The 17,746-nt window shown below is 59.2% G+C and carries 10 protein-coding genes; 8 read left to right on the top strand and 2 right to left on the bottom strand.

Annotated elements, in window-relative coordinates; genetic code table 11:
* Positions 1-225: 225 nt before the first annotated feature.
* The 8 genes from SALMUC_RS15355 to SALMUC_RS15320 all read left to right on the top strand — a co-directional run bounded on the left by SALMUC_RS15355 (position 226) and on the right by SALMUC_RS15320 (position 13,685).
* Positions 226-1,485, top strand: coding sequence for a metallophosphoesterase family protein (locus SALMUC_RS15355; protein WP_020043350.1), 1,260 nt, complete (start codon positions 226-228; stop codon positions 1,483-1,485).
* Complete coding sequence (locus tag SALMUC_RS15350) at positions 1,485-4,922, top strand: ATP-binding protein (RefSeq protein ID WP_020043349.1); 3,438 nt, start codon at positions 1,485-1,487, stop codon at positions 4,920-4,922. The genes SALMUC_RS15355 and SALMUC_RS15350 overlap by 1 nt, the downstream gene beginning before the upstream one ends.
* A 24-nt stretch (positions 4,923-4,946) precedes the next feature.
* Positions 4,947-6,287 carry an anti-phage deoxyguanosine triphosphatase gene (locus SALMUC_RS15345; RefSeq protein ID WP_020043348.1) on the top strand — a complete coding sequence of 447 codons (1,341 nt, stop codon included), beginning with the start codon at positions 4,947-4,949 and terminating at the stop codon, positions 6,285-6,287.
* Between the two features lie 423 nt (positions 6,288-6,710).
* Positions 6,711-7,853, top strand: coding sequence for a hypothetical protein (locus SALMUC_RS15340; protein WP_245584712.1), 1,143 nt, complete (start codon positions 6,711-6,713; stop codon positions 7,851-7,853).
* A 513-nt stretch (positions 7,854-8,366) separates the two neighbouring features.
* Positions 8,367-9,506 carry a hypothetical protein gene (locus SALMUC_RS15335; RefSeq protein WP_020043346.1) on the top strand — a complete coding sequence of 380 codons (1,140 nt, stop codon included), beginning with the start codon at positions 8,367-8,369 and terminating at the stop codon, positions 9,504-9,506.
* Between the two features lie 517 nt (positions 9,507-10,023).
* Positions 10,024-11,052, top strand: a complete 1,029-nt coding sequence (locus SALMUC_RS15330; RefSeq protein ID WP_198014602.1) for a competence protein CoiA family protein — start codon at positions 10,024-10,026, stop codon at positions 11,050-11,052.
* A 301-nt stretch (positions 11,053-11,353) separates the two neighbouring features.
* On the top strand, positions 11,354-12,667 hold the full coding sequence (gene drt2 / locus SALMUC_RS15325) for an antiviral reverse transcriptase Drt2 (protein WP_020043344.1): 1,314 nt from the start codon (positions 11,354-11,356) through the stop codon (positions 12,665-12,667).
* A gap of 61 nt (positions 12,668-12,728) precedes the next feature.
* Entirely contained in the window at positions 12,729-13,685 is a 957-nt protein-coding gene (locus SALMUC_RS15320) for an IS5 family transposase (RefSeq protein ID WP_021120470.1), read from the top strand.
* 576 nt (positions 13,686-14,261) lie between these two features.
* Here SALMUC_RS15320 and SALMUC_RS15315 read toward each other — a convergent pair.
* Positions 14,262-15,400 (bottom strand): IS3 family transposase gene (locus SALMUC_RS15315; protein ID WP_156883528.1). Its coding sequence is split into 2 segments (ribosomal slippage): positions 14,262-15,136 and positions 15,136-15,400, totalling 1,140 coding nucleotides; the frame shifts between segments, so codons are not numbered across the junction.
* Positions 15,401-15,557: 157 nt separating this feature from the next.
* The gene (locus SALMUC_RS15305) at positions 15,558-17,741 is read right to left on the bottom strand and encodes a DEAD/DEAH box helicase (protein ID WP_020039660.1); all 2,184 of its coding nucleotides are present in this window, start codon (positions 17,739-17,741) and stop codon (positions 15,558-15,560) included.
* Between the last annotated feature and the right edge of the window lie 5 nt (positions 17,742-17,746).

The following is a 17,746-nucleotide window of genomic DNA, read 5'->3' as shown; positions in this document are numbered from 1 at the left end:
GCCTTAGAATTTTGGCTGAAAAGCCGTTGACGCACGCCAGTCACTTCATGAAGCAACAGGCCATTATCGCATAATTTCGATGGAGGATGGCATGGTGGCCCGCAGGAGGATACGTGCCACAGAAACATCACTATCGAGCAACCTCTCGCGCCCGGAACCCTATGAAATTTCCCCTACTGCTCAATACGCAAGCGCTTGGCTCACTTGATCTATGTCAGGGGTTCGATGATCTATGTCAGGGGTTCGATCTTGATTAAAATTCTTCACACTGCTGACGTCCATTTGGACTCTCCCCTCAGGTCACTGGCCTTGCGCAACTCCGCCCTGCGCGACACGATTGCCGCGGCCTCCCGGTCCGCCTTTAGCCGACTTATCGACTTCGCCATTTCCGAAGGCGTCTCGGCCATTCTGATTTCCGGCGATTTGTTCGATGGGAAAGAGCGCAGCGCAAGAACGGGCGCCTTCTTAATGGCCGAGCTCGACCGCCTTGGCGATGCGGGGATCCGAGTTTTCTATATCAAGGGCAATCATGATGCCGAGAACCCGATCACTGGAACGCTCGATCTGCCTGCCCACGTTCACGCTTTCGACGCACGCGGCGGCAAGGAACTGTTGGTGGATGGTATCGTGATCCACGGTGTCAGTTTCGCGGATCGTCACGCGCCCGACAGCCTTCTGCCGCGATTTAAGCCGCCGGTTCCGGGCGCGGTGAATATTGCCATGCTGCACAGCTCGCTTGGCGGTGCGGCGGGCCATGATATCTATGCCCCCTGCAGCCTCGCCGATCTGGTCGGCATGGGGTTCGATTATTGGGCGCTCGGCCATATCCACAAACGGCAGGTCCATTCGGCCTCACCCTGGGTCGTCATGCCCGGCACCCCGCAGGGGCGCGATATAGGCGAGCCCGGCCCAAAATCCGCAACGCTACTGACCATCGATCAGGGCCAGATCGACATTAGCGAAGTGGCCAGTTCGGTCGTTGAATTCGCCCAAAGCGAACTGGATGTGACAGAGACGGAGAGCGACGAGGCTCTGCGCGGGCTGCTGAAGTCCCACCTGAGTGCGATGCACAACGAAATCGCGGCGCCGATCGGCGTGATCCGACTGATTTTGACCGGAAAGCCGAAGCGACACTGGCAGATCCTACGTGATCGCGATGTCTGGATCGAACAGGTGAACGAGCTTGCCCACGCCACCGGGGATCTCTGGATCGACAAACTCCTGTTCGACCTTTCGCCGCCGGACGCAACCGAAGGCGCAAGCGGCGCCGCCGACGAACTGGCGACGATCATGGCAACGATCCGCGACGACCCCGGGTTTGCAGCCCTCGCCCGTGACGAGGTCGAGACCGTCCTGCAGGATCTGCCCGTTGCCCTGCGCGACCGGTTGATGGCGGATGAGGCCGCGCGCGATGCGATGGTGGATAAATTGACCAAGGCGGGCGCCGATCTCGTCCTGGCGCAGATGAAGGGGGCCGGACACTGATGCGGATCCAACGCCTTTCCCTGGACCGTTTCGGCCATTTCACCGACCGGCAATTCGACTTTGGATCGGCCTCCGATGGCCATGATTTTCACATCATCTATGGCCCGAACGAAGCCGGCAAGACCACCACGATGGAAGCCGTCCTACGGCTATTCTACGGTTTCCCGCTGCGCGAGGGCTATGCTTTCAAGCATCCGCGCAATAACCTCCAAGTCTCGGCCAGGCTGGATATCGACGGTGTCTTGCGTGATTTCACGCGGCTGCCGACGCGCAGCGGTTCGCTGGTCGACGCGACCGGCACCGCGCTGCCGGAGGCTGCCCTGTCAGCCCATCTCGCGGGATTGTCCGAAGAGGATTACCGCCGCCTGCTCTGCCTCGACGACGAGACGATCGAACGCGGCGGCGAAGAGATCGCGAATGCCGAAGGGGATATCGGGCGACTGCTTTTCTCCGCTGCAGCGGGCGTGGCCGACCTTAGCAGCGTTCTGGACGGCGTCCGCGAGCGGGCCGACGCGCTATGGAAAAAACGCGGACGCACCACCCGCATGGCCGAGTTGAAACGCGCCTTGGCCGATTTGGAAAAGCAGATCAAAGACCGAGACGTGACCGCCAGCGCCTGGAAGGCCCTCAAGCGGGATCTGGGGAAGGCGCAAGAGGCCGAACGGGAGGCGCGCAAGACGCGGGATGCGCTGAATCTAACAAAGGCGCGCATGGAGGCGCAGCGGCGTGCCCTGCCCCTGATGGGCGAGATACGGGACCTGGAACAGGCGATTGCCCCTTTCGCGACCTATCCCGATCATCTGGATTTCGATCCGGAACGGCTGATCGAGCTACACAGAGATCGCGGGCTGGCCACACAGAATATCGCACGCTTGACCGAGGAGATCGCGAGCCTCAGGGCAGATCGCGAATCCCTCGCTCTGGATCCGAAACTTCTTGATCTCTCGACCACGCTAGCGGCGCTAGAGGACCTCGCCGCGCGGGATCGCACCGCACAGCTCGACCTCGACAGGCGCGAGGACGAACGGCAGGCCGCGGAGGCATCTATGCAGCAGGCCGCATGGGATCTTGGGGTCACCTCGCCTGACGCCGATCTGAAAGGGCTGGTCCTGTCGGGCGCCGATCTTGCGTCTCTGGAGAGTGCCAGGGAAACTTTTCGCGCGACTATTTCTCAAGAGAAGATCGAGGCGCGCGAAACCGCCGAATTGAAGGAGCGGGTGATCGCCGCGACCGAAGCCATGCAGGATGGCGCGCCCGCGGATGAGCAACGCCCACGGGTAGCAGATATTCTGCAGCGCTTCGATGCGGAGACCCTCGCCCCTGCCTACGCCGCAGCGCAACAGGCGATCGCGAATATGAAGATCAAGGCGCGGCGGTCCCTGGCTGCGCTCTCATTCGCAGGCGTCACTTTCGATCATCTGCCTGCCTGCCCGACCTCCCGCCACCAAGTAACCAGCTGGGCCGAGCGCCACCAGGACTTGCTTCACGACCTGCGCACGACGACGGAGAAGCGCGACGAGCATCTGGAGGATGCGGAGGCCCGCGGGGCTCAGGCCAAATCACTGGCCCGGGACGCGAAGCTCATCTCGGATGCCGATGCTGAGGATCTGCGCGCGCGGCGCGATGCACGCTGGGCGGAGCATCTTGCCGCCTTGGACAGACAGACCGCCGCCGACTTCCACGAGGCGATGCAAGGGCATGATATCGCTGCCGAGGCGCGATTGGCGCAGTCCCGCGAACTGGCACAGCTCCGCGAAATCGGCCAGGCCGAAGCCCAAGCCCGCGCCCGTGCGGCTCAGGCCGACAAACGCCTGGAAACCCTTCGTGAAGACCGCACCAATATCGAGACCTCGGTCAGCGCGGCGGCAGCTCAAATCGGCCTCCCACACAGCATCACGCCAGCCGAATGGCTGGACTGGCGGCGAAGCCACGAGGCGGCCAGCGACGATGCCCAGGCCCTGCGCGACACAGAAGAGGTCAATCATTCCATCCTCCAACAAGCGGACGCCCTGCTGGCCGAGCTGACCCGGACCCTGCCCTTTCCCCCAGCAGACCTGACCGGCGCGCTGGCTGCGGCCCGGCGCCAGGCCGAGGAAGACCGCAAGCAAGTCGACGCCCATGCGAAGGCTGAGGCAACCCTGCGACAGGCGCAGCGGGATCTTGCCCGGCGCGAAGAGCGTCACGCAGACGCGCTTAAGGCAAGGGAGGATGCGAAGAGGACTTGGCTCGCAATGATCCACGACCTTCTCGGAGAGGCATTGCCCCCCGAACGCCTGGAGGCCTCGCTGGAGCCCCTGCGCGCTTTGCGCGAACACGAAAACGCACGCGCCGCGGCCGAGCGTCGGATCTCAACCATGCAGGCAGATCAAAAGCAATTCGCCCAGGAGGTCGACAGCCTGGCATGCGCCCATGAGCAGGACCCCCACGCAACGGCGGCAAAGACATTCGCCGCACTCAAAGCCCTGACGGAACAAGCGCGCACGGCCCAGGAGGCCGCCAGAAAACTCGACACCTCCACAGACACTGCAGAGGCCGAGTTGATCAAAAACAAGGATAGGCAAAACGCCATCGACCATGAGGTCGAGACAATCGCCACGCTCTTCCCCGATACGATTACATCGGGCGATATCGACGCCCTGCGCGAGGCCGCAATCCGCACGCAGAAAGCAATCGAGAACCGCGTCGCGCTGGAGAAAATCACCCGCCAGGTCCTGTCCGAACTGGGCACGACCGACATCGAGACAGCCCGCGCCCAGCTTGCAGAGACCTCGGTCGCCGCATTGGAGGGCGAACTCGACAGCAACCGATCCGATCTTACCCATGCCGAGGATGAGCTAACCCAGGCCATTCAGAACCGCACAGCCGCCGAATATGCCCTTGCCGAGGTGAAGGGCGACGACACGGTTGCGGACTTGATCGAGCAGAAAGCGACGCTGGAACTGCAGCTCGAAGACGCTGCCTTGGAGCATCTCGAACTTTCCCTGGGCCATCATCTCGCCTCCGACGCCATCCGGCGCTACCGCGAGATCCATCGCAGTGGCATGTTGACCGCGACGGAAGAATGCTTCGCCAGTCTCACGCAAGGCGCCTATCCGACGCTGAGCACCCAGATCGACAAGGAGTCCGAGATTTTGCTCGCCGTCGATGGCAACGGTGTCAGCAAGCGTGCGGCTGAGATGTCGAAGGGCACGCGCTTCCAGCTATACTTAGCTCTACGGGCAGCGGCCCATGAACAACTTGTCGCGCAGGGCACAAGGCTTCCGTTCTTTTGCGACGACATCTTCGAAACCTTCGACGAGGCGCGCACCAGCGCCGCCTGCCGCGTCATGGAAGCCATCGGCGGACGCGGCCAAGCAATCTACCTGACCCACCACCGTCACGTGGTCGAGATCGCAAAGAGCGTTTGCGCAACGCCTCCGGTCATTCATGAACTTTAAGACATAGCGCCGAGGAGAGTTGATTTGAGTACCTGGAATGCTCGCCGAGAGGCCTGGAACCCGCAGAAGGAAGATGCCCGGAATATCAGGGATGTAGACTATGGCCGGGTGATCCATTCGGCATCATTCAGAAGATTGCAGGGTAAGACCCAGATCCTGAATCTCGGCGACAGTGATTTCTATCGCACTCGCCTGACGCATTCCTTGGAAGTGGCTCAGATCGCGGGAGGGCTCGCAGTCCAGCTCGCGCGCAGTTTCGCCGATCACTCGGCAACGGCAAGTCTCCCGGACCGCAGCCAAATCCATGCGATCGCCTGCTCCCACGACCTGGGCCACCCGCCTTTCGGCCATGGCGGTGAAGTCGCACTGAACTACTGCATGCGCGATGCGGAAGGGTTCGAGGGCAACGGCCAGACCCTGCGTCTCCTGGCACGGCTCGAAAACTTCTCTGCCGCTGCGGGGGCCAACCTGTCACGCCGTTCCATGCTTGGCGTCTTGAAATACCCTGTTGCACTCTCAGTGTTGCGGAACTCCGAACTGCGCCCGCAGTTGCAGGGGGGCCCTTCGGTTCTGCGAACCATTGACTTGAAAGCCTCGACGCCGCCAAAGGGCTATCTCGACAGCGAAACCGACGTCGTCGACTGGATTCTCGAACCGCTCTGCGATGCTGATCGAGATGCCTTCACTTCTATCGAAAAGCGCGAAGGCAAGCATGCCCGCACTCTACATAAGTCTCTCGATTGCAGCATCATGGACGTCGCAGACGATATTGCCTACGGGGTCCATGATTTGGAGGATGCCATTGCCCTTCGGCTCGTCACAGAGCGCCAATTCAGAGACCTCGTTCCTGAGGAATCCTGCAAGAGCTTTGTCGAAGAAAGGCGGCTGAAGGGCCCCACCGAGAGCAACGCCCCATACGAAGCCATGGTCGACGGGCTGTTCGGCGACAGCAACACGCGCAAGCGCTGGATCAGCCGGTGGGTCAATCATCTGATTACACCCGTCCGTTTCATCGAACGCCCCGAATTCCAAGAACCCTTGCTCCGCTGGCGCGTCGAGATTCCAGAAGGTCACGCCCGCTTCCTCAAGGCCCTGAAAGAGCTTGTAATGCAGGTGGTTATTCGCAGTCCGGGCGTGCAGCATCTGGAATTCAAGGGGCAATCCATGGTTGTCTCGGTCTTTGAAGCCATGCAATCAGATCCAGAGCGTTTGCTGCCGCGCGATGCGCATGCGAAATTCGAAGCAGCAGGTGGCGACCTCCGGCACATCAGCGATTTCGTGGCCGGTATGACAGACACCTATCTGCTCAAGACATATGAAAGGCTGTTCGAGCCGAGGATGGGCTCAGTGTTCGACAAGCTTTAGTGAGCCCTGTCCCTAGGGCGATGCTCAACCGCTCTAGGGGCCGCGTCGAAGTTCAAGCGCGATGGCCTGCTTAAAAGTGCGAGGCCCGCGGGGAGCTACACAAGTTGCCGGGACATCATCTGGGTATCTCCCGCGACAGGCGCCGGGAACCACTCTCCCAGGCCTCAACCCGTCGCCGTGAAACCGGTCAAACTGGTACTCTTTCTGGCAAACGATGCTTAGTTGTTGGGCTCCCACGCCTGAAATTCATCGGTGTTGACCTGCGCTCGAAAATGGCAGATGTTGATCACGGCCTTTCTCGCAGGCCGGTGTGCCCGCCATGCGAAGCTTTGCAGCGATCTTGACTTCGAACAGCAGACTTCATGCCATCGGCGGGTCTGATTAGCAGCGGGCACCTAGTCGGATCCAGCTTGGACATGGATCATGACAGAGAACGACAAGCTTAAAACATTGAAGCTCCTGGCAAAGCGTTGCGCCAGAGCGATGGGGCAGCCGCAACATGTGGCACTCGACTTTGTTGCCAATCGATTGGGCTTTCCTCATTGGAACGCATTGACAGGAAGCGCCAATAGAGAGTGGACCCCATCCGAAGCACAAGTCGCCTCAATCAAGGCGTTTGTGGAACGCATTACTTCCTACGAAGGCGCGGCTTTTGACCATGTATTCGGAGGGCCCAATGCAATTACTCGGGGAGATGTACGGGGGCATCCATACGAGTTGAAAACAATGCTCGGCGACGTTCATATGGAAGGTGAGGGCTGGCGAATAGTGCTGCCAGAAAACCCCTCGGCGGCCCCTAATGTCGAGATCGACATCAAGCACGCCCAGAACAGCCCGATAAATGATCGAGTGCTGCTTGCAGAGGCGATCGGAATTGCCAAGGAGTTGATGAAGAGCGTCAAGGCACGACGATTTTCTGATTGGCCACGGCGCGCCACAAAACCGGATGCAGAGGGAACGGTCCGCCATCCGTTCTTGGAGATGGAGGAATCAAACCTCTGGTACTGCCTTCACTGCGACGCAGAGATCACCGGTCCACAGATCGCTGGAAACCAATGGCACTGCCCCGGCTGCGGCGCTTCACCGATCAACATCTTTCCAGAAGCCTTCTGGCTGGGACGGAACGATGAAAAGCCAGCGCCAGTCCAATCCCGCGCCGAAGAGCAAGAGATTGAACCCATCGTGTCAGTTGTTGATCCGCGGCCTAGGTTTGATCTCAACGAGGACCAGGTGACCCATCTGATCCGATCAGCCCTGTTCGAGGATGCCGCTAGTGCCAGCGAGCGAATGGGAGCGAGTCTGGCCGAAATCTGGGTTGATGACGATCTCGACGTGGTTGTTTCCCTCGAGGATCACTACTGGCCCGAGGACAAAGAACCGACCGCTGCGATCAAAGTGGCCGCACTGCTTGGGATCGAAATTGAGTTGGAAGTTACTTGGTCGGATCCGTTGTTCGCATGGCCAGGTTTGGGCACTATGACCCAGAGCACGGCCGAATATACGCGCATGATGCTTGATGCCTACCGCAGTAAAGGCATCGTGGAAGAAAGGGATGGAAACCGATAGCTCCTCAGCCTGCGCGGCTTCGACAACCAACTCGCCGGGCACCGGCAGGCGCGACACGCCTTCAGTCCGGCGGGTTTCGCCGCCGGGTCTGAGGGGAGACCCGTTCCTCAGAACTGGATCTCATCATCGCGGTCGACCAACTCGGGATGTTCGCTCTCGGCCGAGGCTGTGTGGAAACTCGATCGAACATTGCCTGCCCCGGAACGATGTTCTTGGACAGGCGCACCTGTGTAAGTTTGTTCCAATGCGGGCCGCCACAGGCAGGCCAGCAAGGAAACCATTCTTCACGAATTCTGGAAATAAGAGTTTCCATGCAGCCTCGGCCCATAAGAGACATTCATCCCAGTCACTGGTGCCGCACTGCGGCTTCGGAGAAGCGGACATCGGTTTTGTTATCCATCAATCTCGCAGATGGCTTGCGCTTGGGCGGGATCAGTCAACCGAGCGAATGTCTGCGCTGGCGATCAGCGTATGTAGGGAGTAGTATTTGCCCTTTGTTACCCAGGAGTGCACATGATTATCGCACTACTATTCAATTGGCGTGCCTACTCCGTGTCCGGAAATTATTGGCACGAAATCCGCGATGCGGTCTTCTCAACAGGCATCATTCAACGGTCCGGCCGTCACATGAAGCTGTCCATCGGCGATGTTTTGGTCGGGATCGAACGTGGGCAGGATCCCGAAGCTCTCTTCATGGCAGCTTTCGCCAACAGTGAATGGGGTCGCGTCCATGAGGAACGCCTGCTCGAGGGCTTTCCGACGGTGTTCGGGATGGTATTTGAGAACATGCCGACAGCGCTTGCGGAAGAATTGAGTGATGCTCTTTTCGAACATGGTGGCTTCATGGGCGCTATCTCCATCCATTTAGAATTTCCACCGCATCTCGCGCTCTACAGGTTGAGGCTACCGCCACATTATCGAATCGAGGGCATGAAGCTCAGGAGCTTTTACTCAATGGGCAACCAAGACGGTTGCGATCCATCGGATCTCGAAGACATGCAGCGGCTCGGCTACGAGGATACAGCGTTCGAGGACACAGGCGCTGGCCGCACAATCCTAGATGATTTCGACACGCCACGGCATTTCGAGCGAGTGGCTGCATTCCGAAAACTCCTAACCCACTGGCTGCCGGATGGTGAACATGCTTCATATCAGCTTACAATGATGTTGGAGGATCTAAGTCCGAAACTGTTCAATGCGCTGGGTGCTGCGGCAGAGCGTCTCGCAAGCGCAGACAATGAAGAGGAGGTCGCTCAGGTCGCCGTCTCAGGCCGCCGCTATATGGAGCAGCTCGCAGACGCACTGTTCCCGCCTACGGACGTGCCGAGGGGCAAGCGGAAGTTGGACAAGCAAGCATACCGAAATCGGTTATGGGCTTTTGCCGAGGACCACCTTCAAGGTGATTCAACGCGCCTTTCTGCTATTGGAAAGGAGGTCGATCGCGTCATTGAAGAACTGAACGCAGGTCTTCACGCCGATCGGCCGAAGGATCGGGTGGCGCGGTCGATTGCGGACGCGGCGCTCTTGACTGCAACCTTGTTCGCATTGAATCCAAACGCAATCCGAAATGGTTATCTAGCATATATGGACAGCCTCCGTGCCTTCGTCGGCAAACTTGCCACGCAGAGTAGACCAGCAAACCAATCAGATTAGGTCTGACCTGCCAATGACGCAGCAGAATTCAGGTACATTAGCCGCCGCCAACGCTAAGCGCCGCATCCGTCAAAGTGGGCTCTCTGCCGCCGCCAGATCGGTTGCAGCATATCCTCGGTTCAACGGCGCCGTCCTTTCAGGGACGGCCCGTTGCGGACGTTCGTGAAACGGTTGGTAAACGGCTGTAGGTAGCTATAGCCAGTCATCCACACAGGCCTCCAACACCACACCAAAGCTATATTGTCGGACAATGTCCAATCAACCTCGCCGAATAATTGAAGAAGTAATCTTTGAAGACCTAGGCCCACTATCGGCCCGCGATTTGCTCGCCATGCCACGCGACGGATGGGAGAGCTTACGGGCAGGCATTACGGATCACCGCAACGGGAAAGACGGTCTGGTTGCCCGCTGCGTCGCCTGCCACGGGCAAATATACATTACTACCTCACACGGGCGCCCGTTGTTCGCACACTACCAGGGCTCTGATCCGCGCTGCCCTTGGTATTCCGGGAAGAACATGCACCCGAATGATGCGCGGGCGGCCCAGTATCGCGGCCAGCAAGAATCCAAAATGCACCGCAGCATGTGCGAACTCATTTCGGAACTCGCTGCGTTGGACGAGCGGTGCGAAGAAACGAAGGTAGATGAGTATCTGCCGCCCACAGAAGGCAAGCATGGGCGCTACCCCGACGTTCTGGTTGACTGGCGAGACTTCGGGCGCTTCGCCGTCGAATACCAAATGTCCCACACCTTCCAGACGGAGGTGTCGCAGCGTTGCATCCACTACGACCGTGAAGGCATTCCGCTGCTTTGGGTGTTGTCGTCTTTCGATCCCGAACGCGTGCCGCAGGCGGTTTCGGATGTTGTGCATCGGCACAGGGGCAATGCCTTCGTCCTGGATCAGCAGGCGATCAACGCATCGCGCGAGCAGCGCACGCTCGTCCTGACCTGCTATATGTCGGATGGCGCAGGATACGACGCTCCTGTCTTGGTCCGCTTCGATGCTCTGACATTCCCGGAGTCCTGCCTTCCCTTTCTTGAGGATCGACTTGCAGGGCCGTTGCTCGAACGGATCAAGTCGAAACGCTTGCCCTACTTCCGCGCTCTGCGAGCGTGGGGCGATAGAATGAGCGACCTTCCGTTGGCGGACCTTGAGCCATTCGCGGAACGGCAGTGCGTTGACCGCTTAGTCGCCGCCGCGTTCTCCATCGTCGCGGAAGCTGCTGGCAAGCCGGAGAACTTCGCAAGTGAGCACCCGAACATTCGCGCCATGCTGAACACCTTCCAGAACTCTGGAACACTCGCCCCATATGCACGCTTGCTGACTGCGCTGATCGAGAACACGTCACAGCGCGGCTTGCTAAAGGGCAGCGTCGGGGAACACCTTGGGCGGTCGATCAACGGCCACAGGCTCGGCCATATCGAACAGGTCAGCGAGGCGTCGCCTGAATGGCGGTTACTGCGCGAGTTGCTGCCCGAGGCGCTTGACCCATTTACGCGTCAACGCTTGGTTGAAGCGGGAGCACTGCCAGCCTGGGCCAAGTGACCCCAAAAGAAAAAGAACAAAACGCGAATAAAAATTTCGGTAACGCCTTGTAAACTGTCTGTGAGCACCCATCTGAGTGAGGCCCCGGGACATTGGGCCCGGATGACCAGTGTTAAGGACCGCAAGCGCTATCTGCGCCAGCGGGTTCCGGGTCGGCTTGATCTCGGTCATGTCGCATCCTTCCAGGCACATCGTGGTGATACTATACCACGCAAGGTTATCTCGTACCGGAGGGTGCAATTGCGCACCTGCTGATGGGAGCAAGGTTAAATAGCCCGGGCATTTGACGAACGGAGTCGCTATGCCCGGGTTTTACCTGCCTACCGAGAACGAATTCGATCCATCGACCGATGATTTTGTGTTGCCCGCCATTTCGAAGGAGCGGCGCTATAAGCATTTCGATCTGCCGTTGCCCGAAAGCGAGCGGGAACTGGCGATTGATTTCACGCAAGAGCTCGAGCCGCACCGTTTCTTGCCGATGCTCGGATTCACGGACCTCGCTCGTCGATACATCCGTCAGAAAGGTGCCGATGGCAAATGGCTTCGGGATGCAGACGGGAATTTCATCCGAAAAGTGAAAGAGAAGCCTCGTCCGATCCGGTTCGCCGGACACGCCGACGCTGCATACTTGCAGGCATATGCGGAACATCTAAACCCGTTTTATGAACGAGCGCTGGCAGAAGACGGGACCGCTGGCGCTGTTCTGGCCTATCGCAAGGGCGGCGGTACAAGCATCCACCACGCCAAATCGCTGTTTGACGAGATCGTGCACCGTCAGGATTGTACCGTGGTGGCAATGGACATCTCCGGCTTCTTTGATTGCCTTGACCACACGCTGTTGCGAGATGAAGTCGCGGGCTTAATAGGCGAAACTCGGCTAAACGGCCACCACGGCACAGTTTGGAAAAATGTGACCCACTACTCGTGGGTTGAGACGGAGGATTTAGACGCCGTACTGGGAAAGAAGCGAAACGGCCACGGTCGGGTCTGCTCTCCAGCCGATTTTGTCCAGCACGTAAGGGGGCGCAAAGCCGGGCTGGTTCGGAAGCATGAAGAGACGTTCGGCATCCCACAAGGGACGCCAATTTCTGGTCTATACGCCAACATCTACCTGCGGACATTTGACCGAGAAATGATGGCATGGGTTGGACGCTACGGCGGGTCCTATCGCCGCTATTCGGACGATATTGCCGTCATTCTTCCCCTGGGCAGCAAAGTCGATCACGTTGTCTCGGTTGTAGAGAAGATTTTGGCCGATTTTGGACTTGCTATGTCGGTCGACAAAACCGACCACGCTCACTTCCAAGGTGGTCGTCTCATTTCAGCGAAGGCGATCCAGTATCTTGGTTTCACGTTTGACGGCAACAAGGTGCTGATCCGACCATCATCCCTCGACGCGTACCGGCATAAAATGCGACGCGGCGTCCACGCAAAACTTGTCGCGGCAAAAGGCAAAGAGATTCCGTCGTTCCAGGTTTTCAAGCGTGAGGTACTCAGCCGCTATACCCACCTAGGAAAGCGCCGGAATTTCTTAAAATACGCCTACAAGGCGGCTGGCGTGATGGGCAGCAAAGAAATCAGGCAGCAGGTGAAGCCACACATGAGGAGAGTCTGAAAAACCTCGCGCCTTGGCCGGGTTGAGGTAGACTGGGCGAGACGAAGAAGGATGCCCACCGATGCCCAAGCAACCTGCGTTTCCCGGTCTCCGCCACGCGATGAAGAAGAAGCAGACCCGGCGTGAGAAGTTTCTCGCGGAGATGGACGCGGTGGTGCCTTGGATGCGTCTGCTGGCGCTGATCGAGCCTCATTATCCGAAGGTCGGGCCGAAGGGCGGTCGGCCGCCGATGCCACTGGAGACGATGCTGCGGGTGTATTTCCTGCAGCAATGGTATGCGCTGAGCGATCCCATGGCTGAGGAGATGCTCTACGACAGCGAGTCCATGCGCCGGTTCGCAGGCATCGAACTCGGTGATGATCGTGTCCCGGATGAGACGACGATCCTGAACTTCAGACACCTGCTGGAGAAGCACGCGCTGACGGAGCGTTTGTTCGTTGAAGTGAACAAACATCTGGCCGATCAGGGCATCACGCTGCGCTCGGGCACACTGGTCGATGCGACGATCATCGACGCGCCGTCCTCGACCAAGAACGAAGCCGGGGCGCGCGATCCGGAGATGTCGTCAACGAAGAAGGGCAATGACTGGTTCTTCGGGATGAAGGCGCACGTTGGCGTCGATGCCGAGAGCGGCATCGTGCATAGCCTCGAGACCACCACGGCGAAGGTGCATGACAGCCAGGTCTGGGATGAGCTCCTCCATGGCGAGGAGACGTCGGTGTGGGCGGACAAGGGCTATGTCAGCGCTGCGCGCGAGGCCCATTTCTCCGGCCCGGACAAGTTCTGGGGCGTCATGCGGAAGGCGCCGAAGGGCGCTGCGCTGGACCCCATCGACGAGCACATCAATCGGATTATCGCGATGGTGCGGGCGCGGGTGGAGCATCCATTCCGCGTGCTCAAGCGCCAATTCGGGTATCTGAAGACCCGCTACTGTGGCCTCGCGAAGAACCGCGCGCAACTCTTCACGCTGTTCGCCCTCGGCAACCTGTTCCTCGTACGACGGAAGCTGATGGTATGAGCCGGACTCTGTCCGAGGACCCCGTTTCGGGGCCTCAACAATGCCAAATCCGGCGAAATCAAATGCGCCTCGGGCTCACGCACCGATTTCACAGCCCGGATGGCCGGATGTCGGCGAAGCCGAAGCCGTAGTTCAGACCTTCCATGACTTGGTTCAATCAGGCTTGGGAGAAAGAAGTCGCAAAGGTCTACGGAGGCCTCGTCGTCGCATCGTGACGCCGCGCTACTCGGCCTTGTCAAAAAGATATGCCTATCTTCTCCAACCTGCGCTTAGCGGCCGTTCGTGCAACACGCAGCGAGCGTCCGCTTCCCTGAAGGTTTTTCGATGTGGGCCGCGGCGTGACGGTGGCGGCCATGAGGTGGCGGCCCACGTTGACAAACCTCGGAAGGAGGAAGCCGCGGGGTCTTGGATCATCCTATGGGGAAAGTACGCTGGTGGTTGGGGTGACGGCTGCGTCTGGGGTGCGGCTTAAGGGGCGCATGTCGCCTGAGACGGAGACAAACGCGCTTGATGTTAGAGGTGGCTCGGTTTGCTTGAGCAGTGTCGAGCCGTTTCCTAAGTGGATTCCCCGCTCGGTTATGCCGCGACCGGGATTGGCCGGGGCGTGTTGGTATGTGCCTGATCGGGGGTCTGCCCGTCCAGCGATGAATGCGGCCGCCTGGTGTTGTAGAAGGTCAGATACCGGCCGAGGCTTTCGCGGGCGTCCGAGACGCTGTCATAGGCGCGCAGGTAGACCTCTTCGTATTTGATGGACCGCCACAGGCGCTCGACGAAGACGTTGTCGCGCCAGGCGCCCTTGCCGTCCATGCTGATCCGGATCCCGGCGTCCTTCAGCGCCTTGATGAAGTCGTTGGAGGTAAACTGGCTGCCCTGATCGCTGTTCATGATCTCGGGCGCTCCGTGTCGGACGAGGGCCTCGTTCAGCGCCTCCACGCAGGGGCCGGTTTCCAGCGTGACCGAGAGCCGCCAACTCAGCACCTTGCGGCTGAACCAGTCGACGACTGCCACCAGGTAAACGAAGCCCCGAGCCATCGGGATATAGGTGATATCCGTGGCCCAGACCTGGTTGGGCCGGGTCACCGCCAGCTTCCTCAGCAGATACGGGTGGACCTTGTGGCCAGGCGCCGGTTTCGACGTGTTGGGCCTGCGATACAAGGCCTCGATGCCCATCTGCTTCATCAGCGTGGCCACGTGCAGCCGCCCTGTGGGAAAGCCTTCCTGGCGCAGGAGACCCTTCATCATCCGGCTGCCCGCGAACGGGTAGTCCATGTGCAATTCGTCGATCCGGCGCATCAGCTTGAGGTCGCCCGCGCTGACCGGGCGCGGCGCATAATAGAGGCTGCCACGGCTGATCCCCAGAAGTTCGGCTTGCCGTGTCAGGCTCAGCCTGTGGGTGCGATCTGTCATTTCTTTGCGCTCGGCAGGAGACCGGCCTTGGCGAGCGCTCCCTCTAAAAAATCATTTTCCAGCGTCAGCTGGCCGATCTTCGCATGCAGGGATGTGACGTCGATCTCCGGCTCCTTCGCCGCCTTCGGCTTGTCGTCGAACACGTCGGAGACACCGTCCAGAAGCTGATCCTTCCACTGCTTGATCTGGTTCGGATGCAGGTCGAACTGCGTCGCCAGCTCGCTCATCGTCCTGTCGCCCTTCAGCGCCGCCAGCGCGACTTTCGCATTGAAAGCGGGGCTATGGTTCCGTCTCGGTCGTCTTGTCATCTTCGCTCCTTCGTCCCGGCAAAGCTGCCGGATTGGGAGCAGAAAATCCACCTAACTTAACTGTTCAGATTTCCCGAGCCACCTCTCTTTGCGTCAAATCCTTGGGGCAGAAACGGCCTTACTAGCGAAGACAGCAGATGTGGGGCGGACGTAGCGTTCAATTGAAGGATCCTTTTCGGACAATAGCTGCGACCACATCGGGAAGCGCTTGTACCGACAACTTTGAGGATGCTGCATCCAGAACTAAAAGCGCGCTAGAAAGATATGGATGAAACTTCTCCGACATCAGGTTTCCTGCTCCCGCGAACAGGTCGACAGGTTCGCCGGATCGAATATCGGCCAGCAGCCCTCGAAGATCGGGTGTTTCATCCCCGACCTCCACCAGCAGAAACCCGTCATGCTGCTCGACTGAAAATCCCTCACTTCTAAGTGCGAGCGCCAGGGTTGACGTCTTAACCGTCCCCACTCGCGTTGCGATGATCGATGTACGCTCGCCGAGAGCCTGGATATTCGTGGCTCGAAACCCAAGTTGGTCATAATGTGCACGCGCTTCGGCCAGCATCTTTAGAGAAGCCGCGTCCATGTATGCCGGTTGGGTGCCTCCTTCGAGCACTGCGAACATTCGATCAATCACCTTGTCATGAATGTCACCTGGATCACCGCCAAAGACGGGAGGCACGCCCGCTTTCGCGGGCTTGACCATGATCACCTTCTCGCGGTCATGGATTTCCTGAACCACCCACCGCCGCCCAGAGAAAATCAGAAGCATCCCTGGGGCAAGAACATTGTCGATCGGCAGGGTCCCAAGATCCCTCCCTTCTGCTACCAAGCGGAATTCCTCAGGCGTCTTAAACACTGCGTAGAAGCTGTAGTGTTCGACCAGCTTTTCGCCTGCAGGTCCCAAGAGTAGCAGTCCGCTTCCGGACTGTTCGATCAAACCGGTTTCGGTATGACCGATCGAACGCAACACATCTGCGAACACTTCGGTTGTGACCTTGCGAAAGGGGCCCTCGCGACACAGGATACTGTAGACCACACTGGCAGAAGCACCGCCGCGTTGTGCTATGACCGACAATATCTGATGGACGAGCGTCGAAAGATGAAGCGCCTGCGGTCTTGCCGGTTCGCACCAGCCCTCAAGCAACAGGTCTATCATCGCGATAGACCGGATCAATCCAAGGCGAAGTCGATCAACGAAGCTGCTTTCTGGCGTCAACTGAGTCTCGACGGCATACTGCCGCAAGACGGCTGGCTGTCCCTCGCGTCGGCCGGACCGGCCGAGACGTTGTCGCAACGCGGCGACGCTGAATGGCGCGCCGATTTGGGCCACGCAGGTCACATCACCGATGTCGATTCCAAGCTCGAGCGTCGACGTGCAGACGGCAGTTGTCGGCTTTGCGGCGTCCTTTAAGCGGCGTTCCACGAAGTCTCGGTGTTCGCGGGAGAGGCTAGCGTGGTGAGGATAGAATTCCTGCGGCAGATGTTCCCTCTCGCAGAGTTCCCGCAGCCGATCTGCATAGATCTCGACTCGTTGCCTCGCCCCAGCGAAGACGAGGTTGTCGCTGCCTCGAAGGTGCTTGAACAGATGGGCTGCGATGGCATGCGTTGCGGATGGGCTGTTTTCGTCCTCATCGCCTGATACGTAGCCGCGAAGCTGGAGCCTCAATTCAGCCTCGCCGCCATCTGCTTCTATGAGCTGGACAGCGTTTGCAGCGTCAGGGCGAAGATAGGCCTTGGCGAGGTCCATGTCGCCCAGCGTAGCTGACAGACCTATCCGACGGATTGGGCGCTTTATCGTGAGCTCGAGCCTTGTGAGCAACGAACGGAGCTGGACACCGCGTTCGCTATCTAGAACCGTGTGCAACTCATCGACAACAACCGCGCGCGTGGCCCCAAACAGGCGGCTAATTTCCAAACCGCGACGAATGAACAGTGCCTCAAGGGACTCTGGAGTTATCAGCAGGATCCCTTTTGGAGATTTCAGCGCGCGCGTCTTGATCGATTGAGAAACATCCCCGTGCCATGGAACAACCGGCAGCTCTGCTTCCTGGCAGATGCCCTCCAGCCGCATGGCCTGGTCCGTGATCAAGGCTTTCAGCGGACCGATATAAAGCAGGTCGAAGCCGGTGCCGTCGAACGGTTCGTCAAACACCTGCGAAATCAAAGGCAGGAACGCTGCCTCGGTCTTTCCGCCCGCCGTGGAAGCCGCAACGATCAAGTCGGCATCGGTCTCGCAGATCGTCTGGATGGATCGCGCCTGGATGTCGCGAAGCTCGCGCCATCCTTGCAGGCGTATCCATTTCTGCACAGGCCTCGCCAGTTTGTCGAACGCACTGCTCATCGGCG

It is taken from the genome of Salipiger mucosus DSM 16094 (assembly GCF_000442255.1).
Classification (GTDB): Bacteria; Pseudomonadota; Alphaproteobacteria; order Rhodobacterales; family Rhodobacteraceae; genus Salipiger; species Salipiger mucosus.
The sequence above is the reverse complement of the archived record's forward strand: the minus strand, read 5'-3'. Positions and strand labels throughout refer to the sequence as shown.